The sequence below is a fragment of the Roseateles sp. GW821-FHT03B02 genome (assembly GCF_059421025.1).
On sequence record NZ_JBWKUV010000003.1, the window covers coordinates 392340 to 413075 of the forward strand.

General features: G+C 72.4%; 19 protein-coding genes. 15 read left to right on the forward strand and 4 right to left on the reverse strand.

What is annotated here, in order from left to right; all coding sequences use genetic code 11:
• Position 1: 1 nt before the first annotated feature.
• Positions 2–982 (reverse strand): potassium channel beta subunit family protein, encoded by a 981-nt coding sequence (locus tag AC07VX_RS11595; protein ID WP_493164882.1) that lies wholly within the window; start codon positions 980–982, stop codon positions 2–4.
• Positions 983–1103: 121 nt separating this feature from the next.
• Here AC07VX_RS11595 and AC07VX_RS11600 point away from each other — a divergent pair, with 121 nt between their 5' ends.
• From AC07VX_RS11600 to AC07VX_RS11635, 8 genes are all read left to right on the forward strand, one after another.
• Positions 1104–1841, forward strand: coding sequence for a substrate-binding periplasmic protein (locus tag AC07VX_RS11600; protein ID WP_493164883.1), 738 nt, complete (start codon positions 1104–1106; stop codon positions 1839–1841).
• A gap of 5 nt (positions 1842–1846) precedes the next feature.
• On the forward strand, positions 1847–2575 hold the full coding sequence (locus AC07VX_RS11605) for a hypothetical protein (RefSeq protein ID WP_493164884.1): 729 nt from the start codon (positions 1847–1849) through the stop codon (positions 2573–2575).
• A 15-nt stretch (positions 2576–2590) separates the two neighbouring features.
• Positions 2591–3784 carry an FAD-dependent monooxygenase gene (locus tag AC07VX_RS11610; RefSeq protein WP_493164885.1) on the forward strand — a complete coding sequence of 398 codons (1194 nt, stop codon included), beginning with the start codon at positions 2591–2593 and terminating at the stop codon, positions 3782–3784.
• Entirely contained in the window at positions 3785–4180 is a 396-nt protein-coding gene (locus AC07VX_RS11615; RefSeq protein WP_493164886.1) for a GNAT family N-acetyltransferase, read from the forward strand.
• Between the two features lie 13 nt (positions 4181–4193).
• Positions 4194–4799 (forward strand): hypothetical protein, encoded by a 606-nt coding sequence (locus AC07VX_RS11620; protein WP_493164887.1) that lies wholly within the window; start codon positions 4194–4196, stop codon positions 4797–4799.
• A gap of 50 nt (positions 4800–4849) precedes the next feature.
• Positions 4850–5350 carry a GAF domain-containing protein gene (locus AC07VX_RS11625; protein ID WP_493164888.1) on the forward strand — a complete coding sequence of 167 codons (501 nt, stop codon included), beginning with the start codon at positions 4850–4852 and terminating at the stop codon, positions 5348–5350.
• A complete protein-coding gene (locus AC07VX_RS11630; protein WP_493164889.1) occupies positions 5347–5748 on the forward strand; it encodes a response regulator in 402 nt (133 codons plus the stop codon). Before AC07VX_RS11625 ends, AC07VX_RS11630 begins: the two co-directional genes overlap by 4 nt.
• 73 nt (positions 5749–5821) lie before the next feature.
• Positions 5822–6388 (forward strand): hypothetical protein, encoded by a 567-nt coding sequence (locus AC07VX_RS11635; protein WP_493164890.1) that lies wholly within the window; start codon positions 5822–5824, stop codon positions 6386–6388.
• Here the strand turns inward: AC07VX_RS11635 and AC07VX_RS11640 are convergent.
• Complete coding sequence (locus AC07VX_RS11640; RefSeq protein WP_493164891.1) at positions 6378–7631, reverse strand: MFS transporter; 1254 nt, start codon at positions 7629–7631, stop codon at positions 6378–6380. The genes AC07VX_RS11635 and AC07VX_RS11640 overlap by 11 nt on opposite strands.
• 98 nt (positions 7632–7729) lie before the next feature.
• Entirely contained in the window at positions 7730–8524 is a 795-nt protein-coding gene (locus tag AC07VX_RS11645) for a carbon-nitrogen hydrolase family protein (RefSeq protein ID WP_493164892.1), read from the reverse strand.
• 209 nt (positions 8525–8733) lie between these two features.
• Here AC07VX_RS11645 and AC07VX_RS11650 point away from each other — a divergent pair, with 209 nt between their 5' ends.
• From AC07VX_RS11650 to AC07VX_RS11670, 5 genes are read left to right on the forward strand one after another with little or no spacing between them, the layout of a single operon-like run.
• On the forward strand, positions 8734–10059 hold the full coding sequence (locus AC07VX_RS11650) for a vanadium-dependent haloperoxidase (protein ID WP_493164893.1): 1326 nt from the start codon (positions 8734–8736) through the stop codon (positions 10057–10059).
• Positions 10008–11123: a sensor histidine kinase gene (locus AC07VX_RS11655; protein WP_493164894.1), complete on the forward strand. Its 1116-nt coding sequence runs from the start codon at positions 10008–10010 to the stop codon at positions 11121–11123. The genes AC07VX_RS11650 and AC07VX_RS11655 overlap by 52 nt, the downstream gene beginning before the upstream one ends.
• Complete coding sequence (locus tag AC07VX_RS11660; protein WP_493164895.1) at positions 11120–12181, forward strand: histidine kinase; 1062 nt, start codon at positions 11120–11122, stop codon at positions 12179–12181. The genes AC07VX_RS11655 and AC07VX_RS11660 overlap by 4 nt, the downstream gene beginning before the upstream one ends.
• Complete coding sequence (locus AC07VX_RS11665; RefSeq protein ID WP_493164896.1) at positions 12168–12938, forward strand: LytR/AlgR family response regulator transcription factor; 771 nt, start codon at positions 12168–12170, stop codon at positions 12936–12938. The genes AC07VX_RS11660 and AC07VX_RS11665 overlap by 14 nt, the downstream gene beginning before the upstream one ends.
• Positions 12939–12949: 11 nt before the next feature.
• Positions 12950–13354 carry a hypothetical protein gene (locus AC07VX_RS11670; RefSeq protein ID WP_493164897.1) on the forward strand — a complete coding sequence of 135 codons (405 nt, stop codon included), beginning with the start codon at positions 12950–12952 and terminating at the stop codon, positions 13352–13354.
• Here AC07VX_RS11670 and AC07VX_RS11675 read toward each other — a convergent pair.
• Complete coding sequence (locus AC07VX_RS11675; RefSeq protein ID WP_493164898.1) at positions 13351–17412, reverse strand: YhdP family protein; 4062 nt, start codon at positions 17410–17412, stop codon at positions 13351–13353. The two genes, AC07VX_RS11670 and AC07VX_RS11675, sit on opposite strands and share 4 nt — an antisense overlap.
• A 51-nt stretch (positions 17413–17463) precedes the next feature.
• Between AC07VX_RS11675 and glnE the strand changes: the two genes are divergently transcribed.
• Positions 17464–20184, forward strand: coding sequence for a bifunctional [glutamate--ammonia ligase]-adenylyl-L-tyrosine phosphorylase/[glutamate--ammonia-ligase] adenylyltransferase (gene glnE, locus AC07VX_RS11680; RefSeq protein ID WP_493164899.1), 2721 nt, complete (start codon positions 17464–17466; stop codon positions 20182–20184).
• Positions 20163–20732: a rhombosortase gene (gene rrtA / locus AC07VX_RS11685; RefSeq protein ID WP_493164900.1), complete on the forward strand. Its 570-nt coding sequence runs from the start codon at positions 20163–20165 to the stop codon at positions 20730–20732. The genes glnE and rrtA overlap by 22 nt, the downstream gene beginning before the upstream one ends.
• Positions 20733–20736: the final 4 nt, after the last annotated feature.

Here is a 20736-nt window from a genome sequence, read left to right on the forward strand (position 1 = left end):
CTCAGCGCGCCAGCGGCGCGGTGACAGCCTCGATGCGCTCGACGACCTCGGCCGTCAGCTTGGGCGTGACCGCCAGCGCGCCGAGGTTGTCCTGCAGCTGCTCGATGCGGCTGGCGCCCAGGATGACGGTGGACACGCGCGAGTTGCGGTTGATCCAGGCGATGGCCAGCTGCGCCGTGTTGCAGCCCAGCTCGGCGGCGATCTCGGCCAGCTGGCCGACGGCGTCGTTGCGGGCCTTGTCCTGCAGCTGCTCGCGCATCCAGCTCATGTTCTCCAGCGCGCCGCGGCTGCCCGCGGGGATGCCGTGGCGGTACTTGCCGGTCAGCAGGCCCGAGGCCAGCGGGCTCCAGGTCGTGAGGCCCAGGCCGATGTCCTCGTAGAGCCGCGCGTACTCCTGCTCCACGCGCTTGCGGTGGAAGAGGTGGTACTGCGGCTGCTCCATCACCGGCTTGTGCAGGTGGTGGCGGTCGGCGATGTCCCAGGCGGCGCGGATGTCGGCGGCGCTCCACTCGCTGGTGCCCCAGTACAGCGCCTTGCCCTGGCGGATGATGTCGCTCATCGCCCAGACGGTTTCCTCGATGGGCGTGTTGGGATCGGGGCGATGGCAGTAGATCAGGTCCAGGTGTTCCAGCTGCATGCGCTTGAGCGAGCCGTCCACCGCCTGCATCAGGTATTTGCGGTTCAGCGTGTCCTTGCGGTTCACGGTCACGCCGTCGCGCTGCAGACCCCAGAAGAACTTGCTGGAGACGATGTAGTCCAACCGGTTCCAGCCCAGCGCCTTGAAGGCCTGGCCCATGACGACCTCGCTCTCGCCCTGGGCGTAGACCTCGGCGTTGTCGAAGAAGTTGATGCCGGCGTCGAAGGCGGCGGCCAGCATCTCGGTGGCGGCCTTGGTGTCGACCTGGTTGTGATACGTGACCCAGGAGCCGAGCGAGAGTTCGGAGACCTGGAGGCCGGCGCGGCCGAGGCGGCGGTATTGCATGGAGATGTCCTGGGGCTGAGGTGCGGAAAAGCGACAGCTTAAGCGCGCCCCGGCCGGGGCGCCGGCACATCGCCACAATGCCCCCGAGCGCGCCGGGGGCGGGGCGCATGACGGGGGAACGATGGTGGGATGCCCGACACGGCGCCACCTGCTGATGGTGGCGCTGGCCGGTGCCGGCATGGCGCGCGCCGACGAGGCGCTGCTGCACGTGCTCATGGACGGCAGCCTCGAAATGCCGCAGGCCCTGTTCAGGGACGGCCAGCCCGTCGACGGCCTGCAGTACCACCTCGCCCTCGAACTCGGCCAGCGCCTGGGCCGCGCCGTGCGCTTTCACCTCGTGCCGCGCCGGCGCATCGCCGCGCTGCTGGACCGGGGCCAGGACGCCGACCTCGTCTGCAACTACCTCCCCGGCTGGCTGCCCGGTCCGCTGCAGTGGAGCCGCCCCTACCTGGACGACGCCGACATGCTCGTCACCGCCGCACGCCGGCCCGCGCCGGCCCAGCTGCAGGACGTGGCGGGCCAGCGCGTCGGCACGGTGGCGGGCTTCCTCTATCCCGAGACCGAGACGGCGCTGGGCGCCGGCTTCGTGCGCGACGACGCACCGAATCTGATCGCCAACCTGCGCAAGCTCGCTTCCGGCCGCATGGACCACGCCCTCGTCGGCCGCGTCACCTTCGACTACCTGCAGCGCCGCGGCGAGGTACCGCTGGCCCTGCACCCGCCGCTGGTCATCGCGCGGCTGCGCACGGCCTGCGCGCTGTCGCCGCGCAGCAGCCTCGCGCTGCCCCAGCTCGACGCCGCCCTCGCGGCCCTGCAGGCCGACGGCAGCCTGGCGCGCATCGTCGAGCGGCTGCGCTGAACCCCATGAAGCTGACACGGCGCCACCTGCTGCTGGCCCTGCCCGCCACCGCGTCGGCGGCCGCGGCCGATGCGCCGCTGGTGGTGCTGATCGACAGCGCCGTGCAGATGCCCCAGGCTCTGATCCGGGACGGCCAGGTCGTCGACGGGTTGCAGCACGACATCGCCGTGGAGCTCGGCCGCCGCCTCGCCCGCCGCCTGCGCTTTCGCGTCGTGCCGCGCCGGCGTGTCGCCTCGCTGCTGCTGACGCCCGGCGAAGCCGACCTGATCTGCACCTACTTGCCAGCCTGGCTGCCCGGGTCGCTGCAATGGAGCCGCCCCTTCCTGGACGACGGCGAGCTGCTCATCACCACGAAGCGGCAACCTGCGCCGGCACGCCTGCAGGACGTCGCCGGCCAGCGCATCGGCACCATCGCCGGCTTCGAGTACGCCCAGGTGAAGGCCGTGCTTGGCGCAGGCTTCCTGCGCGACGACGGCCCCGGCCTGGACAGCCTGCTGCGCAAGCTCGCCGTCAGCCGCGTCGACCACGCCCTCGTCGGCCGCGCCAGCTTCGACTACCTGCTGCGCCGCGGCGAGGTGCCGCTGGCCCTGCACCCGCCCCTGCCGGTGGCCCACTGGCGCACGTCCTGCGCGCTGTCGCCCCACGCTACGCTGGCGCTGGCCGATCTCGACGCCGCGCTGGCCGCCATGCAGGCCGACGGCAGCCTGGCGCGCATCGTCGAACGCTATCGATGATCTATCGTTGAGGGCATGAAGCTCGCCGTCATCGGCGCAGGCCCTGCCGGCCTCGCCCTCGCCCTGCTGGCCGCCCAGCGCCTGGGCGACACCGAAATCCACCTCTTCGACACCCGCCCGCTGGAGCGCGACATCAGCGGCGATGCGCGCACGCTGGCGCTCAACCTCGGCAGCATCCGGCTGCTGCAGCGCCTGTCGGCCTGGCGGCCCGATGCCGCCCAGGCCATCCGGGCCGTGCACGTCAGCCAGGCGCCACCCGCGCCCATCGCCGGCGAGGTGCGCATCAGCGCGGCCGAGCAGGGTCTGCCCCAGCTCGGCGCCGTGCTGCCCTACGGCGCCCTCGTCGCGCCGCTGCAACAGCGCTGGCTGGCGCTGGCGGCCGCCGCGCCGCAACGCCTGTTCACCCGCTTCGACACCGCCGTGCACGCCATCCGCTCGCAGGCAGGCGGCGTGGAACTGGACTGCGGCGAAGGGCCCATCGTCGACCGCTTCGATCTCGCCGTCGTCGCCGAGGGCGGCGTGTTCGCCGAGCAGGACCGCAAGAGCATCACCAGCGACTACCACCAGAACGCCTGGGTTGGCACCGTGCGCCTGGCCGCACCGGGCCTGCAGGGCCTGGCCATCGAGCGCTTCACGCGCAACGGCCCGCTGGCCCTGCTGCCGCTGCCAGACGACGCGCAGGGACCGCGCGCGGCGCTGGTCTGGTGCCTGCCCCAGGCCGAGGACGACATCGCCTCGCTCGGCGATGCCCAGCGCCTGACCGTCATCCAGCAGCAGCTGCCTGCCGTGGCCGGCCGGCTGACCGCCATCTCGGTGCTGAAATGCTTCCCGCTGGGCCTGAACGCCGAGACCCGGCTGCTGCAGGGCCGCGCGCTGCGCATCGGCAATGCCGCGCAGACGCTGCACCCGGTCGCCGGCCAGGGCCTCAACCTGGGCCTGCGCGACGCCCAGGCGCTGGTGGACGCGTTGCGTGAATGGCAGGAACGGGCCGCCGAGACCGGCCAGGGGCTGGACGCCGCGCTGGCCCGTGTCGACTGGCAGCGCGCCCCCGATCGCTGGCCCATGATCGCCGCCACCGACTTCCTCGCCCGCAGCTTCGCCTGGCGCCTGCCGGGCCTGCCGGCGCTGCGCGGCCTGGCCCTGGCCGGGCTGGAGCTGGCCACGCCGCTGAAGACGGCCCTGGCGCGCCGCATGATGTTCGGAGGATGAATGCAGATCCGACCCATCCAGCCCGATGAGATCGAAGCGGCGCGGCTGCTGATGGTCGACAACGGCTGGGGGCCGCGCGTGCAGGACCCCGTCGTGTTCCGCCAGCTGCTGGCCCAGTCCCAGCTCGCCCTGGTCGCGGTGGACGAAGGCCAGGTCGTCGGCTTCCTGCGGGCGATCACCGACGGCCTGTTCAACGGCTACATGTCCATGGTCATCGTCGCCGCCTCGCACCGCGGGCGCGGCATCGGCACTCAGCTCGTGCAGACGGCCATGGGCAGCAACGAGCGCATGACCTGGGTGCTGCGCGCCGGCCGCGACGGCGTGGCCGCCTTCTACGAAAAACTGGGCTTTCGCGTGTCGGAGGTCGCCATGGAGCGCCCCGGCCAGCGCCGCTGATCTGGAGAACCGCTTGCGCCCCACCCTCGCTCTCGCCGCCCTGCTGCTGGCCGCCTCCGCCCAGGCCCAGCTCATTCCGCCGGCCAAGCCCATTGCCGGCGCCTCGCAGGAGGAATGGTCCAAGCGCTGGTGGCACTGGGCCCTGTCCTTCGAGGACGAGGACAGCCCCGTGGGCGATGCCGACGGCAGCCGCTGCGCCAACGGGCAGTCCGGCCCGGTGTGGTTCCTGGCCGGCACCTACGACACGCGGCGCGCGGTGCGCAGCTGCCGCGTCCCCGCCGGCAAGACGATCTTCTTCCCGCTGATCAACTTCATCGCCTTCCCGCCCGACGACGAGCGCGAGGCCTGCGCCTCGCTGATGCTGCGCGCCGAGGACCAGACCGAGGCTCCCGCGGCCCTGGTGCTGGAGGTGAACGGCAAGCGCTTCGGTGGCCTGGCCGCCCACCGCCAGGCCACGCGCGGCTGCTTCCTGGTGGCGCCGGACGACGACGCGCCGGCCGCCGGCAACGGCTACTACGTGGCCCTGGGGCCGCTCAAGCCGGGCCGCTACACGCTGAACTTCGGCGGCATCCTGCCCGCCCTGTCCCAGGCCGTGACCTACACCCTCGACGTGCGGTGACAGCCGGAGGGAGCACAGCCTAGACTCCGGCCAACGCCGCCGCCCCACGCATGATTCCCGCGCCCATTCCCGCCAACGACGCCGAACGCCTGCGCGCGCTGCGCGAGCTGCTCATCCTCGACACGCCCCCCGAGGAACGCTTCGATCGCATCGTCGCGTTTGCCGCCGAGGAGTTCGATGTGCCCATCGCGCTGATCAGCCTCGTCGACGAGCAGCGCCAGTGGTTCAAGGCCCGCGTCGGCCTGGCGGCCTGCGAGACCTCGCGCGAGATCTCCTTCTGCGGCCATGCCATCGTGCAGCCCGATCTCTTCGAGGTGATGGACGCCGCGCTGGACCCGCGCTTCGCCGACAACCCCCTCGTCGTCGGGGCGCCCTTCATCCGCTTCTACGTCGGCGCGCCGCTGGCGCTGCCGGGCGGCGCGGCGATCGGCACGCTCTGCCTCATCGACACCCGGCCGCGCCAGTTCGACGCAATGGACCGCGCCATCCTCGGCACGCTGCGCGATCTGGTCGTCGCCGAGCTGACGGGACAGGGCGAGGGCGAGGCATGAGCACCGTCGTCACCCCCGGCGGCCGCCTGCTGCTGCTGGAGCCGCAGTTCGTGCTGCGGCGCACGGTGTCGGTCATGGCGCGCGACATGGGCCTGGCCGACGTGCAGGAGGCGACCAACGCCACCATCGCCGAACGCCTGCTGTTCGAGCGCCGCTTCAATGCGCTGCTGATCGCCATCGACGAGGAGGGCGAGTCGCTGGACCTGCTGCGCCGGCTGCGCGCCGGCAACACCTCGCAGCCGCCCGGCATGCCGGTGGCAGCCACGGCCGCGGCCTGCGACGTGGAGCTGGCCATGCGGTTGAAGGAGCTCGACGTCTGCCGCCTGCTGCTCAAGCCCTTCAAGGTGCGCGGCATGCTGGAAGTCATCGAGGCGCTGCGCGCGCCGACGGCGCCCTGACGCCGAATAAGCCGGTCCCAGCCCCGCTTTTGCGCGCCATGCCGGGCCCGCAGCGGCCTAGCATGGGTCACCCATGCCACGCGCCGCCCTCATCCCCGCCGCCCTGCTTGCCCTGCTTGCCCTGCTGCTGGCCGGCTGCGGCACGCCCAGCCAGCCCCTGCCCATGGTCGTCAGCCCCGCGGATGCGCTGCAGATCCGTGGCTGGGTGCCGGACGCGTTGAAGGCGCAGGTCGCCGTCGCCCCGGTCAGGGGCGGCCAGGAGACCAACCGCTGGTGGGGCTCCAAGGTCAGCGCCATGGCGCTGCAGCTGGCGCTGGACGAGTCGCTCCACGCCGTCGGCATGAAGCCGCCCGCGCCGCTGCCGGCCGCCCGCTTCGAGCTGCAGGCGGAGCTGGCACCGCTGGACCAGCCGCTGGTGCCCGCGGTCGGCGTGACGGTGGGCGTGGCGGTGCGCTACACGCTGGTGGACATGGCGGCCGACGGCCGCGTCGTCTACCAGCGGCGCATCGCCAACACCGACGAGGCGCGCCTGGGCGAAGCCATCCTGTCGCCCAACGAGCGGCTGCGCATCGCCAACGAGCGCGCGCTGCGCGCCAACATCGAGCTGATGCTGCGCGACCTGGTCACGCTCAGGCCGTAGCGGCCTGCTCGTGCCGGCCCTGCCCGGCCGTCCACCACAGCAGCAGCGCGAACACGACGCCGGCCACGCTGGTCAGCCCGAAGAAGGCCATCATCGGCGCGTAGCCGGCCGGGTTGGCGGCGCTGGCACCGGCCTGGTCGTTGAGCCAGCCCGCCACCATGTTGGCGCCGCCGATGCCGGCGTTCTGCACCACCCACATCAGTCCGATGGCCGTGCCGAAGCGCGCCGGCGCGACGAGGCGGCTCGTCAGCGGCCACATGACGGCGGGCACCAGGGAGTAGCTGATGCCGATCAGCGCCGTCGGCAGCCACAGGCTCCAGGACGTCAGCGCCAGCACGGCCAGCGCGATGGGCAGCAGCAGCGCGCCGAAGGCGAGGAAGGGGGCATAACGGTGCAGCCGGTCGCACATCCAGCCGAAGGCCGGCGTGGCGAACACGGCGGCCAGGAAGACATAGCTGTTCATCTCGCCGGCCGTGGCAAGGTCCAGCCCGTGCGTGTGCTGGAAATACTTGATGGAGAAGGTGCTGCGAAAGGCCAGGATGACCGAGTACCACAGCACGCAAAGCGCCAGCAGATACCAGTAGGCTTTGCCGAAGTGCAGCAGATCACGCGCCACAAAGCGCTCGGCCACGGGCGCCACCGCGCTCTGGCCGGAGCGGCCGCGGTCCACCCACCAGTAGGCGGCAGCGGCGGCGAAGGAGGTCGCCGCGATGACGGCGGCAATGACCAGCGGCGGCTGCCAGCCCTGAGCGTAGGCGGTGGCGAACCAGGTGGGCGACATGTCGGCGCTGTAGGAACCGAGGCGCCCGATGGCCAGCGTCAGGCCCATGACGAAGGCGATGCTGCCGCTGGCGAAATACTGGGCCAGGGCGGCCAGCGTGGCGATGTTGAAGGTCTCGGCGCCGATGCCGTAGAGCAGCCGCCCCGCGGCCATGCCGGCGAAGCCGGGGCTGAAGGCCGTCAGCAAGGCGCCGGCCAAGCAGATGCCGGCGGTGATCAGCGTCATGCGCGCCGCACCGAAGCGGTCCACCAGCACGCCGCCGACCAGGATCAGCACGACGTTGGGCAGGTTGTAGATCGCGTTCAGCAGGCCGACCTGGGTGTCGCTGAAACCCCGCTGCTGCTGCAGCAGATCGGCCACGGGGCCGATGGAGTCGTACACGTAGAAATTGCCGTACAGCGAGAGCGCGACCAGCGCCCCCACCAGCCAGGCCGTCGTGCGGCCGGCCGTTGCTTCAGTCATGGGGAATCCTTTGCAGACGCCGCCCGGGATCGGCCGGGAGACGGAGTGGCGCGGATTCTCGGCTCACCCCGCGGCGCAGCGCATCGGGGTCTACGCGCTCAGAGCTTGCGGTGGGCCAGAGCGGGCAGTTGCTGGCGCACCTGGGCGAGCCGGGCCGGATCGACCTCGGCGACGACAACGCCCTCGCCCTCGGCCAGCAGCCCGAGCACCTGGCCCCAGGGGTCGATGACCATGCTGTGACCCCAGGTGCGCCGGCCGTTGGCATGCTGGCCGCCCTGGGCCGGCGCCACGACATAACACTGGTTCTCGACGGCGCGGGCGCGCAGCAGCAGCTCCCAGTGGGCCTGGCCGGTGGTGTAGGTGAAGGCGGCCGGCACGGCCAGCAGGTCGCAGCCGGCGTAGGCGCGGTAGAGCTCGGGGAAGCGCAGGTCGTAGCAGACCGACAGGCCGACCTGCAGGCCCTCCGCGTCGAAGCGCGTCGGCTGGCTGCCCGGCTCCAGCACACGGCCCTCGTCGTAGCTCTCGCGGCCGTTGTCGAAGGCGAACAGGTGGATCTTGTCGTAGCGCGCGACGCGCTCGCCGGCAGGCGAGAACACCAGCGTCGCGTTGCGCACGCGCTCGGCGGTCGCGGACTTGATCGGCAGCGTGCCGCCGATGATCCACAGGCCCAGGTCATGCGCGGCGCCCGCCAGCATGGCCTGGATTGGGCCTTCGCCCTCGGCTTCGGCCAGCGCCAGCTTGTCGCTGTCGTGCATGCCCATCAGGCAGAAATACTCGGGCAGGGCCGCGAGCCGGGCACCGCGCCGGGCGGCGTCCTCCAGCAGGCGGCGGGCGGAGGCGAGGTTGGCGGCCACGTCGGGGCCAGAAACCATTTGCAGCGCAGCGATCTTCATGGCTGCAATGCTAGGCCAAGCCAGCAGGCCGGCGCCCGGGCGCGGTGCCTGTCGCGCGAGGCCCGCATTCGTCGCCCTTGCGGGCGCGCTCGTCGTGGGCCGCTCCCTGCCGCAGGAGCGACTGGCCAGAGTCGGCCCCGCGGTGTGTTTCCGGTGCGCGAATCCCTCGCCGCCGCGCCCGCACTCAGGGAAGAACTGCCATGCACCACATGCCTGAACTCCGTGCCGCGCACACGTTGATCGCGGCCTGCACCCTCGCCCTCATCGCCGGCTGCGGCGGCTCGGGCCCCGCGTTCGACGAACCCGCCGCAGTGGCCCAGGCGCTGTCCGGCAGCGCCACCGTGCCCGACGTGGTCTCGGCCTGGGCCACCGTCGGGGCGGCCACCATCAACCAGCCCAATGCGGCCAGCGGCACGCCCGAGGAGATGCAGTCCATCTATTCGGTCGACCTGGCCACCTTGCACGTCGCCATGTACGACGCCGCCGTCGCGATTTCCCGCACCCACCAGCCCTTCTACGCCTCCCCGCCCTCGGTCACCAACGGCGCCTCGACCGACGCCGCGATCGCGGCCGCGGCCTATGGCGTGCTGAAGGGCCTGTTCCCGAGCCGCGTGGCCACCTACCAGCCGCTCTACGACGAGCAGCTGGCCCGGCTGCCCGGCGGCGCCACCACGGCCAAGGGGCTGGCGCTGGGCAGTGACATCGCCCGGCGCGTGCTGGCGGCGCGCGCCAACGACGGCCGAGCGACCGCGCTGGCGCCCTTCGTCGCCGGCAGCGCGCCGGGCGAGTTCCGCGGGCCGGCCCTGGTCGGGCGCAGCTATCCCTTCATCCGCCCGTTCGCGCTCAGCAGCGCGGCCCAGTTCCGCCCGGCCGCCCCGCCGGCCCTGGGCAGCGCCGCCTACGCGGCCGACTACGACGAGACCCGCCTGCTCGGCGGCGCCGCCAGCTCGGCGCGCACGGCCGAGCAGGCCACGCAGGCGCGCTTCCATACCGAGCCGCCGTTCACCTTCTGGCCGCGCAACCTGGGCCGCTTCATGCCGGCGCACCGCAACTCGCCGACCGAGCAGGCCCGGCTGGGGGCGCTGCTGTGGGTCACCCATGCCGACGCCACCATCGCCTGCTTCGAGGCCAAGTACCACTACCTGTCATGGCGCCCCCTCAGTGCCATCAATCTCGGCGATAGCGACGGCAACGACGCCACCGTCGCCGACCCGACCTGGACCTCGTTCTTGCCGACGCCGCCACACCCGGAGTACCCTGCCGCGCACGCCTGCGTGGCCGGCGCCGCCGCCGCTGCGCTGGCCGCCACCTACGGCACGACGCAGATCGCCTATGACTTCGACAGCAAGGCCAGCGCGAGCTCGCAGCACTACGACAGCACCGACGCGCTGGTCGCCGACGTCAGGGCCGCGCGCATCCTCGGCGGCATGCATTTCCGCAGCGCCACCGTCGCCGGCGCCACGCTCGGCAAGGACGTGAGCACATGGGTGCTGAGCCAGAGGTTCCAGCCGCTGCCGGCGCCTGGCCAGGACTGAGCCGATGGCAGGCCCGTCGTCATCGCCGTGCGCTGGCGCTGACCGCGCTCACCACGGTCTGCCTGTCCCTGCAGATGCTGCTGCAGGCCACGCTCTTCGAGCTCTGGACGCCGTGGGAGATCGCCGTGGCCTGGGTCGAATACCTCGGCGAGCTGGCCGCCCTGGCGCTGCTGCTGTACGGCGCCTACCTGGTCATCGACGCGGCCTGCATCCGCCGGGGCGCAGGCCGCTGGAGCCGGCTGGCCTGGATGTCGCTGGCCTTCTACGGGCTCACGCTGGTCTACACGCTGTTCGGAACACTGTGGCGCAGCCGCTTCGCGGTGGCGCCCGATCTGGGCTTCGCCGCCGTGCTGGCCGCGCGCCTGGCCGTCGTCGCGATCTATCTCGTCGGCGTGCAGACGCTCTGGCTGCGCGCCCGCGACGCCGAGGCGCGGGCGCAGCAGGCACGGCTGGCGGCCGCGACGCTGGAGCGCGAGTCGCGCCAGCGTCGGCTGCAGCTGCTGCGGGCCCAGCTCGAGCCGCACTTCCTGTTCAACACGCTGGCCAACATGCGCCGCCTCTACCGCACCGAGCCCGACCGTGCCGGCCCGATGATGCAGAGCCTCAAGCGCTATCTGCGCGCCGCGCTGCCGCAGCTGCGCCGCGACGACGCGACGCTGGGCGACGAGCTGGCCCTGGTGCAGTCCTACCTGATGCTGATCTCGATGCGCATGCCGACCCGGCTGGACTGGCACGTCGATGACGCTGGCGACTGCGCGGCGCTGGCCTTCCCGCCGATGGTGGTGCTGACGCTGGTGGAGAACGCGATCCGCCACGGCATCGAGCCCTCGCCTGCCGGCGGCCGCGTCGACGTGAGCGCACAGGCGCAGGACGGCTGGCTGAGCATCCGCGTGCGCGACAGCGGCGTCGGCCTGGGCGCCGCGCAGGTGGCCGGCACCGGCATCGGACTGGCCAACGCGCGCAGCCAGCTGCGCGCACGTTTCGGCCCCCGGGCCCGGCTCGCGCTGCTGCCCCGGCAGCCGGGCGTCGAGGCCGTCATCACCTTGCCGACGGCGGCTGCATGAAGGCGGCGCTTCATCCGTCGATCGACGTGCCGCCGGCGCTGCGCGACGACCTGCTGCTGGCGGCGGCCGTGGTCGGCGCCGCCGCCGTGCTCTACCTGCCGGGCGCCTGGCTGGTCAGCGGGCGCCTGAGTCACGACCTGTTGCTGTTCGCGCTGTACCACCTTCAGACCTACGCCGTCATCGCCGCCCTTCAGCTGGCCGCGCTGCGGGCCGCCGGCCGCCGCTTCGCCCGGCCACTCGCGCAGTTCGGTGTCGCGGCCGTCGTCGGCGCGACCGTCACGCCATTGCTGAGCCCGCTGCCCGACCTCTACGCGACCCGCCTCGGCCTGCTCGCCGACGGCACGAATGCCTTCCTGCTGACCGGCTGGACCAGCCTGATGAGCGCCGCCTTCCTCGCCTGGGCGCGCGCCGGCACCGTCCGCCACGCCCGCTCCACTGGCCAGCTGCGCGAGGTGCAGCAGGCCCAGCTGGCGGCACGCCGCGAGCTCGTCGACGCCCAGCTGGGCGCGGTGCAGGCGCGCGTCAACCCCGGCCAGCTGTTCGACGCGCTGGACACGATCGAGCGGCTGCAGCGCACCGACAGCGCACGCGCCGACGCGCTGTTCGACGCGCTGGTGCTGTACCTGCGCGCGGCCATGCCGCGGGTGGACAGCCGCACCTCGACGCTGCCGCAGGAGATCGCGCTGGCGGTGGCCTGCGTGCGCGTGCATGCGCTGTCCCGCGGCCACGCGATCACGCTGGACGTCGATACCGGACTCGATCGCCAGGGCGGCGAGTTCCCGCCCGGCGTGCTGCTGCCGCTGGTCAGCGGCGCGCTGGCCGGCATGGCCGGCCCAGGCCAGCTGGCACTTGTCGGCGATGACGACAGCAACGGCGACCGCTGCGCCGCCTGCAGGACGCTGCGCCTGATCGCGCCGCACCCGCCTTCCGAGGACTGGCTGCAGCAGGCGCAAGGATCGCTGGCATTGCTCTACGGCGACCGGGCCAGGCTGTGGCGCAGCGGCCTGCCGGCCGGTCCCTTCGAACTGCGCATCGAGGTTCCGCATGAACAGCCCTGAACCGCGGGCACCGACGGCCCTGATCGCGGAGGACGAGCCGCTGCTCGAAGCGGAGCTGCGCGAGCAGCTCGCCCAGCTGTGGCCGCAGCTGCGCATCGTCGCCAGCGTGCGCGACGGCGTGCAGGCGCTGCTGGCGCTGGAGGAGCAGCATCCCGACATCGCCTTCCTCGACATCCACATGCCGCGCCTGTCGGGGCTGGAGGTGGCGCGGCGCGCGGCCGGCCACTGCCACGTCGCCTTCATCAGCGCCTACGACCAGCACGCGATCGAGGCCTTCGAGGCCGGCGGCGTGGACTACGTGCTCAAGCCGCTGTCGACCGCGCGGCTGGCGCTGACGGTCGAGCGGCTGCGCGAACGCATCACTGCCCGGCCGGACGACCTGGAGCGCACGCTGCAGCGGATCGCCGCAGGTGCCGCCGCGGACCCGCGGCGCCACCTGCACTGGGTCAACGTCTCGCGCGGCCAGACCGTGCAGATCATCACCGTCGACGAGATCCTGTATTTCCGCGCCGACAGCAAATACACGCTCGTGGTCACGGCCGAGGACGAGTCGGTGATCAGCAAGACCCTGAAGGAGCTGGGCGACGAGCTCGACCCGACCTGCTTCTGGCGCGTGCACCGTGCGTCCATCGTCAATGTGCATGCCATCGACCGCGTGCTGCGTGATGCCCGCGGAAACATGCAGATACGCTTGAAAGGGCGCCGCGAACTGCTGCCGGTCTCAGCGCCCTACCAGTCGCTGTTCAGGCAGATGTAGGGAGAGTCCACATGAAGCTGCCTTCGATCCCGCTAGACCGCCGCCACGCGCTGGCGCTGCTGTCGGCCCTGGGCGTGCCGGCCGACGCGCTGGCACAGGACGCCGCACGCGCGAACCCTCGCGGATTCGCCGTGCTGTTCGAGAACGACAGGCTGCGCCTGCTCGAATTCACCAGCCGCCCCGGCTTTGGCATCTGCGGCCAGGGCGTGCACTCGCACCCGGCCCACCTGAACATCGCGCTGACCGCGATCAAGGCCCGCGTGCACCTGCCCGACGGGCGCAGCGTCACGGCCGAGAACAAGGCCGGCGACGTGTTCTGGGAGGAGGCTGTCACGCATTCCGTCGAGAACATCGGCGGCAGCGGTGCACGCGCCTACATGGTCGAGCTGAAGGACGCGCCGGACCGCAAGGCTTAGGGCGCGCTCGCCGCCTTCGCCGGCAGCGCCTCGACCTTCTCCACCTTGGGGTCGTCCCAGCTGCCGGTGATGTGGAACTCGCGCGTGTTGGCCGCCGCCACCGGCCGGCTAAGGATGAGTTGGGCCAGGAAGGCACCGAGGGCAATGGCCGGGTTGATGGCCGCGTAGGCCAGCGACGCACCGCCCGCCGACACCTCGGGCACGACGACCACGCGCAGCTTCTGCGTCTCGGCGGCCAGATCGGTGCTGCCTTCCACCAGCACGGCGGCCTGCAGGCCGCGGATGCGGATGTTGTCGCTGCGGGCCACGCCGGCGGCGATCTTCACGTCGCCGGTCACGCCGTCGAAGGTGAAGCCTTCGGCGAACACGTCGCGGAAGTCCAGCAGCAGCCGGCGCGGCAGCGACTGCAGGCTCAGCACGCCCAGCAGCCGCCCGACGCCGGGCTCGGCCTTGAGGAAGGTGCCAGTGTCCAGCTGCACGTTGAGCATGCCGGCCATGCTGGCGTAGTGCGGCGCCAGCGGCGAGCCGTCCCAGCCCACCTGGCCCGCGAGCACACCCTTGCCGCCGCGCAGTACCTGGCCCTGGCCGAGGCGCTCCAGCAGCTTGCCGGCGTCGGCAATGTCCAGCTTCCAGTCGAGCTGGGTGCGGCGCTTTGCGCTCGTGTCGCCGCCCCAGCGGCCCGTGGCATGCAGCGTCGCCTCGGGCGACTGGATCTGCAGCTTCTCCAGCTTCCAGTCGCGCGCGGCGGCCGGCGCCTGGGCCAGCACCTCCAGGCGGCCCAGGCGCTTGCCGCGCAGCTCGAAGTCGTCGACCTCGATGTCCAGCGAGGGCAGCGGGCCGCTGCCGGCGTCGACCTTGTCGGGGGCGATGAGTTCGGTGACGGAGTCGACCTCCTGGCGCGGCAGCGAGAGGCGCGCCAGGCGCGCCTGCACGGCGTCGATCTGGCTGCCGCGCACGCCCATCGACCCTTTGATCTCGATGCGGCCGGCGATCTGCTCGGCATCGACGTTGACGCGCCAGTTGGCGCCGTCACGCGCGACGAGGGCGGAGGCGCGGCCGAGCTGGCGGCCGCCGACCTTGAGCGCCTGGCTGCGCAGCGCGATCTGGCTGGGCATCAGGCCGGCGTCGTCGGTGTCGCTGCCATTGCCATTGCCGTTGCCGGCGGCCAGCGCGCCCAGGCGCTGCTGCCAGGCGTCCAGGTCCAGCGCCGCCACGTTGACCTGCAGCAGCACGCCGCTGGCCGGCAGCGCGGGCAGCTTGTCCTGCACGGCCAGCACGCCGCGCAGCACCTGCGAGCTGGTGCCCGACACGTCGCGCTGCAGCTGGGCCTGCAGCAGCGGGGTGGCGCCCGCGCCCACTTCCAGACGCAGCTCGTCGCGGCCTGTGGCCGTGGGCGTCATCAGGAGGCGCAGCGGCAGGGCCGCGTCGGCCTCCTTGCGGCCGGGCGCCGGCAGGTCCAGGGCCAGGCCCTGCAGGTTGCTGCTGACGCTGAGCTCGGGCTGCCCGCCCTGCGGGATGGCGAGCTGGAAGCGGTAGGCCGCCTGGCCGCTGGCGGCCTGGGCGAGGCGGGTGACGGCGCCGAGCTCGGTGGCGCGGCGCAGGCCCTCGGCGGTGGCCTGGCCCTGCACGGCGAAGCGCAGGCCGCCACCTGGCTGCGTGCCGCCCTCGATGCCGGCGTCGCCGCCGAGCAGGCGCGCCGTCACGCCGGCCAGCTGCAGGCCGCGGCGGTCGAAATCGAGGCGGCCGCGCACGCCGCCCATCGGCGGCAGTTCGGGGCGCAGCTTCAGGTCCACGCCGCCGAACTGCAGCTGGCCCTTCAGCGTGGTCTGGTTCACGTCGTCCAGCGGGATGCCGATGCCGAGCTTGAGCGCGACCGGGCCCTGGGCCGTGGCCGTGCCCAGCGCATGGCCCAGCCATTCGTCCAGCGGCGAGCCGCGCACGAAGCGCAGCAGGTCGGCGCCGGCGCCGCGGCCGCTGCCGTCCAGCTGCAGCAGGCGGCCATGGGCCAGGTCCTTGATGCCGCCGTTGACGCCGCTGAGCTCGTAGCCGAGCACCTTGGCGCGGCCGTCCTTGATGGCCATGCCGGCGCGCTCGAAGACGAGCTCGGCGTCCACGCCCTCCATCGCCGGCCAGTTGGTGCCGACGTCGCTGGGCGGCACATAGGCCAGCGTGACGCCCTGCGCCTGCGTCGCGACGCGGAAGATGCCGGTGGACTTGGGCGCATCGAAGGGGAAGTCGGCCAGCTCGCCCTTGATCCTGACGCTGACGTTGCGCGCCTCGCCGCCGAGGATGGCGCGCGACACATAGCTGCGCGTGTTGGGCAGGCCGAGCGGGATGTACTTGGCCACCCGCGTGGCCTCCACGCGCGGGGCGCGGCCGCTGAGGTCGAGGAAGCCCGGCGTCGTGGCGCCGGCCGGGCGCCGCCAGGTCACGTCGAATTCGCCGTTGAGGTCGGGCGTCTGCAGCTGCAGCTCGCGCAGCTTGAGCTCGACGTCGCCGGCCGTCTTGCCGCCCGGCTGCGGCAGGCTCCACAGCATCTGCGTGGACAGTCGCGTGATGGGCAGGCGCGATTCCTCGAACAGGCCCGGCAGCTCGACCTCGCCGTCGTGCACGGCCAGCTTCGCCGAACCGCCGCGCTCGCTGGCATCCAGCTCCAGGCTGGCGCCGCGCAGGCCGGGGCGGCCGATGCGGCCCTCCTGTTCGCTCGGCTTGGCCGCCAGGCCCAGGCCGTCGAGCTGGGCCTTGACGCGGTAGCTGCGCGGCGCGTCTAGCGCGCCCTGCCACTGACCGCTCAGGGCCGTGAGCACGCCGCGCGGCTCCAGTTCGGCCAGCAACTGGTGGGCGCGTTCGCCCAGCGGCAGGCGCCGGGCGATCTGGGCCATCAGCGCGAAGTCCAGGCGCTGGGCGTTCACCTCGCCGCCCAGCACCGTTTCCTCGCCGTTGCTGCCCTTGCCGACCTGCAGGGCCACGCCCCAGTCCGAGCGCGGCCAGCTCACGACGCCGCCGTCGTTGTCCCGGCTGACGAAACCGAGCTGTTTCGCCTGCAGGCTGAGCCGGTCCTTGGAGCGCGCCAGGTCCAGCCGGCCTTCGATGTGGTCCAGGTCCAGCTCGGGGGCGGACTCCAGCAGCTTGAGCCGCACCGCGCGCAGCGCCAGGTCCAGCGTGGCGGCCACGGGCTGGCCGTCCTTGATCTGGCCCCAGGCGCGCACGGCGCCGTCGCCCTCGCTGAGCTGGAAGGGCAGGTCCACATGGCGGCGCAGCTGGCGCAGGTCGGCGCGCGGCAGTTCGGCGAAGAGCTCGCCGCTCCAGTGCTGGAACTCGCCGGGGCGCTTGAGCAGGCTCTGCGTGAACCGGCCGCGCAGCGTGAAGCGCTGGCCCCAGTCGGCCGGCGGCGTGGCATCCAAACGCAGCGCGTGGCGGCGCAGGCCGTTGCGCATGATGAAGTTCAGGCCGGACAGCTCCAGCGGCCGGGCGTCGGCGCGCTTCTCGTCCACCCAGCGCACACGGCCGTTGACGATGGCCAGCTCGGGCTGGCTGAACAGCCAGTCCATGCCGGCCTCGGTGGTGCCGGCGTCGGCGTGATCGGCGGCATCCAGGCCCAGGCCGGCGATGAAGATGCGGCCCGCGGCGTCGCGGCGGATGACGAGTTCCGGCGCATCGACCAGCAGCTGCGAGAAACGCGGCTCCAGCACGAGCAGCGACTGGGCCGACAGCACGGCCGCGATGCGCGGCAGCGTCAGCGCCGGGCGGCCGGCGGGGTCCAGCACCTGCACGTCGCCCAGCTCCATGCGCGGCATCCAGCCGCCGGATTCGACCGTGATGCGGCCGATGCGCAACTCCACCCCCAGAGTCTTTGAGGCTTCCTTTTCCAGCCAGGGGCGCCAGTCATTGGCGTGCGGGAGAATGGCCCAGTGCAACACAGCCCAAGCCGCCACACCGAGCGCCCACACCAGGGCCAGAATCAGCAGCGCCCAGCGCAAAGCCTGCCAGCACAGGCGCAGGGGCCAGCGCGTGGCGCGGTTGCAATGGTGGAGGGCGGCCGAGAAGAAGTCAGACACGTTGTCTTGGGGCACGTGGGAACCGGCCGGCAGGCAATCTAGCACAGGGTCATGAACGCAGCGATTCCCGCTTTTGCCGAGCACAGCCGCTATGTGCAGCGCGTTCGCCGCCGTTACGCGGCCGAGCTGGCGCTGCTGCCCCCGGGGCAGCCCGACCGGGCCGTCATTGCGGCGCTGATCGAGACATTGCTCACGAACCGGTCGCTGGCTAGCAGCCTGCGCGTGGCCCGCCACCTGGTGCTGGAGCGCCTGGCGGTGCTGGACATCGAAATGGGCGCCAGCGTGGAAGACGTCACGCTGGCCATGACCCACCTGGCCGAAGTGACGCTGGACCGGGCGCTGGCCGCCGCCCGCTCCGAGCTGGACGAAATCCATGGTGCTCCGCGCAGCGCGGAGGGAAGCGACATCGCCTTCTGGGTGCTGGGCATGGGCAAGCTCGGCGCCCGCGAGCTGAACGTGTCGTCGGACATCGACTTGATCTACGTCTACGAGGACGATGGCGCCACGCACGGCCCGCGGCCGATCTCGGCGCACGAATACTTCGCCAACGTCGCCAAGCGGCTCTACGCGCTGATCGGCGACGTGACGGACGACGGCCAGGTCTTCCGCGTCGACCTGGCACTACGGCCCAACGGCAAGAGCGGCCCGCCGGTCGTGAGCCTGGGCATGCTGGAGGAGTATTTCTTCGTGCAGGGCCGCGAGTGGGAGCGCTTCGCCTGGCTAAAGAGCCGCGTCGTCGCGCCGCTGGCCGGCCTGGGCGCGCCGAATGACCCGCGCACGCTGCAGCTGCGCAACCTCGTTACCCCCTTCGTTTACCGGCGCTACCTGGACTACGGCGTCTTCGAGGGCCTGCGCCAGCTGCACGGCAAGATCCGCAGCGAGGCCAAGGCGCGCGCTGCCGGCCGGCCCGAGCGCGCCAATGATGTGAAGCTGTCGCGCGGCGGCATCCGCGAGATCGAGTTCATCGTGCAGCTGCTGCAGGTGGTGCGCGGCGGCCAGTTCCCGGAGATCCGCACCCGCTCCACCGTCAAGGCGCTGGGCCGGCTCGCCGAGCGCGGCCTGATGAAGCCGGAGACGGCGCAGCGCCTGAGCGCGGCCTATGTCTTCCTGCGCCGCGTCGAGCACCGCATCCAGTTCCTCGACGACCAGCAGACGCATTGCCTGCCACAGGGCGACGCCGACCTGGCCTGGATCGCCGCGTCCATGGGCCTGAAGTGCAGCCGCGAGGCCTGCGAACTCTTCGAGCAGCTCGGCGAGGTGCGCGAACTGGTGGCCACCGAGTTCGACTCGCTGCTGCACGAGGGCGGCAAGCCCCAGGGCGGCTGCAAAGGCGGCCAGTGCGGCGGGCCGAAGCCGGCCGTGGACGGCGAGGATTTCCTCAACGGCCTGCCGCCCCAGCTCGCCGCCGCCGTGCGCGCGCTGGCCGAGACGCCGCGCGTGCAGGGCCTGCGCGAGGAATCGCGCCAGCGCCTGGCCAAGCTCTTCCACCGCGCCGCGCAGGCCGTGGCGGCCGAGGAATGCTCGCTGGACGCGGCGCTGCGCTTCGTCGACTGGGTGGGCCCGTTGCTGCGCCGCGAGAGCTACCTGGCGCTGCTGGTGGAGCGCCCCGCCGTGCAGCAGCGCCTGCTGCGGCTGCTGGGCCTGGCGCGCTGGCCCATGCGCTACCTGATGCAGCACCCGGGCGTCATCGACGAGCTGGCCGACCCGCTGCTGCTGACCGCCCGCTTCGACCGCGCGGCCTTCATCGCCGACCTGTGCGAGCGCCAGCAGGGCTGGATGCGCAGCGGCGAGGCCGATGAGGAGGCGCTGCTGGACACGCTGCGCCGCGCCCACCATGCCGAGGTGTTCCGCACGCTGGTGCGCGACGTCGAGGGCCGCATCACGGTGGAGCAGGTGGCCGACGACCTCTCGCTGCTGGCCGACGCGGTACTGCAGATCGCCATCCAGTGGGCCTGGGCGCTGTTCGGCAAGGCCCACCGGCCCGACCCGCGCCTGGCCGTCATCGCCTACGGCAAGCTCGGCGGCAAGGAGCTGGGCTATGGCGGCGACCTGGACGTGGTGTTCGTCTTCGACGACGAGGACGAGAACGCCAGCGAGATCTACGGCGCCTTCGTGCGCCGCCTCATCACCTGGCTGACGCTGCGGACGGCCGCCGGCGAGCTGTTCGACATCGACACCGCGCTGCGGCCCAACGGCAACTCGGGGCTGCTTGTCACGTCGCTGGCGCATTTCGAGGCCTACCAGACCGGCCGCGGCAGCAACACCGCCTGGACCTGGGAGCACCAGGCCATCACCCGTGCGCGCTTCTGCGCCGGCAATGCCGAGCTGGCCGCGCGCTGCGAGAACGTGCGCCGCCAGGTGCTGACGGCGCCGCGCGACGCCGAGGCGCTCAGGCGCGAGGTGCAGGCCATGCGCGAAAAGGTGCGCGCGGCGCGGCCGGTGAAGGACGGCCTGTTCGACGTGAAGCACAGCGAGGGCGGCATGATGGACGCCGAGTTCGCGCTGCAGACCCTGGTGCTGGCCAATGGCGCAGACCACCCCGAGCTGCTGGACAACCTCGGCAACATCGCGCTGCTGCAGCGCTGCGAGTTGGTCGGCCTGCTGCCGGCCGGCGTGGGCACGGGCGCGGCCAACGCCTACCGCGAGCTGCGACGCGTGCAGCACAAGGCCCGGCTAGACGAGCAGTCCACCGCGCTGGACGCCGAGGCCGCCGCGCCGCTGGCCGGCCATCGTGAAGCGGTGCAGGCGTTGTGGCGCGCCGTCTTTGGTTGATGCTCTGCGCGGCGCTGGCCGCGCTGTCCCTGCTGGCGTGGCCGCTGCCCCGCGAGGCGCTGGACTGGCAGCCGGCCCTGGTCGCCTGGCAGCCCTGGCGCGCCGTCATGGCGGCGTTCGTGCACTGGACGCCCCTCCATCTCGCCGCCAACCTCGCCGGCTGCGCCGTCCTGGCGCTGCTGGGCTGGCGTGCGGCGCTGGGCTCGCGTGAGAGCCTTGCCGGCCTGGCCGCGCTGCCGCTCACGCAACTCGGCCTGCTGCTGCGCCCGGAGCTGCAGCGCTACGCCGGCCTGTCGGGCGAGCTGCACGCGCTCGCCGCCATCGCCGCGCTGACCTTGCTGACGCGCGGCGGCCGGGAGCGCCTCATCGGTGCCGGCATCGCGCTGGGCCTGGCAGCCAAGCTCGCCCTCGAATCTCCCCTCGGCCCCGTGCTTCGCGCCACGCCCGGCTTCGACTTCCCCGTCGCGCCCTTCGCCCACCTCACCGGCGCCGTCGCGGGTGTGCTCGCCTGGCGGCTGACAATGCGTCGATCCGACAAAGAAACCTGAGGAC

What these genes read in the sequence shown, in the direction of transcription:
- AC07VX_RS11595 (WP_493164882.1), bottom strand. Translation starts at nt 982, where the DNA reads ATGCAATACCGCCGCCTCGGCCGCGCCGGCCTCCAGGTCTCCGAACTC.
- AC07VX_RS11600 (WP_493164883.1), top strand. Translation starts at nt 1,104, where the DNA reads ATGGTGGGATGCCCGACACGGCGCCACCTGCTGATGGTGGCGCTGGCC.
- AC07VX_RS11605 (WP_493164884.1), top strand. Translation starts at nt 1,847, where the DNA reads ATGAAGCTGACACGGCGCCACCTGCTGCTGGCCCTGCCCGCCACCGCG.
- AC07VX_RS11610 (WP_493164885.1), top strand. Translation starts at nt 2,591, where the DNA reads ATGAAGCTCGCCGTCATCGGCGCAGGCCCTGCCGGCCTCGCCCTCGCC.
- AC07VX_RS11615 (WP_493164886.1), top strand. Translation starts at nt 3,785, where the DNA reads ATGCAGATCCGACCCATCCAGCCCGATGAGATCGAAGCGGCGCGGCTG.
- AC07VX_RS11625 (WP_493164888.1), top strand. Translation starts at nt 4,850, where the DNA reads ATGATTCCCGCGCCCATTCCCGCCAACGACGCCGAACGCCTGCGCGCG.
- AC07VX_RS11630 (WP_493164889.1), top strand. Translation starts at nt 5,347, where the DNA reads ATGAGCACCGTCGTCACCCCCGGCGGCCGCCTGCTGCTGCTGGAGCCG.
- AC07VX_RS11635 (WP_493164890.1), top strand. Translation starts at nt 5,822, where the DNA reads ATGCCACGCGCCGCCCTCATCCCCGCCGCCCTGCTTGCCCTGCTTGCC.
- AC07VX_RS11640 (WP_493164891.1), bottom strand. Translation starts at nt 7,631, where the DNA reads ATGACTGAAGCAACGGCCGGCCGCACGACGGCCTGGCTGGTGGGGGCG.
- AC07VX_RS11645 (WP_493164892.1), bottom strand. Translation starts at nt 8,524, where the DNA reads ATGAAGATCGCTGCGCTGCAAATGGTTTCTGGCCCCGACGTGGCCGCC.
- AC07VX_RS11650 (WP_493164893.1), top strand. Translation starts at nt 8,734, where the DNA reads ATGCCTGAACTCCGTGCCGCGCACACGTTGATCGCGGCCTGCACCCTC.
- AC07VX_RS11655 (WP_493164894.1), top strand. Translation starts at nt 10,008, where the DNA reads ATGGGTGCTGAGCCAGAGGTTCCAGCCGCTGCCGGCGCCTGGCCAGGA.
- AC07VX_RS11660 (WP_493164895.1), top strand. Translation starts at nt 11,120, where the DNA reads ATGAAGGCGGCGCTTCATCCGTCGATCGACGTGCCGCCGGCGCTGCGC.
- AC07VX_RS11665 (WP_493164896.1), top strand. Translation starts at nt 12,168, where the DNA reads ATGAACAGCCCTGAACCGCGGGCACCGACGGCCCTGATCGCGGAGGAC.
- AC07VX_RS11670 (WP_493164897.1), top strand. Translation starts at nt 12,950, where the DNA reads ATGAAGCTGCCTTCGATCCCGCTAGACCGCCGCCACGCGCTGGCGCTG.
- glnE (WP_493164899.1), top strand. Translation starts at nt 17,464, where the DNA reads ATGAACGCAGCGATTCCCGCTTTTGCCGAGCACAGCCGCTATGTGCAG.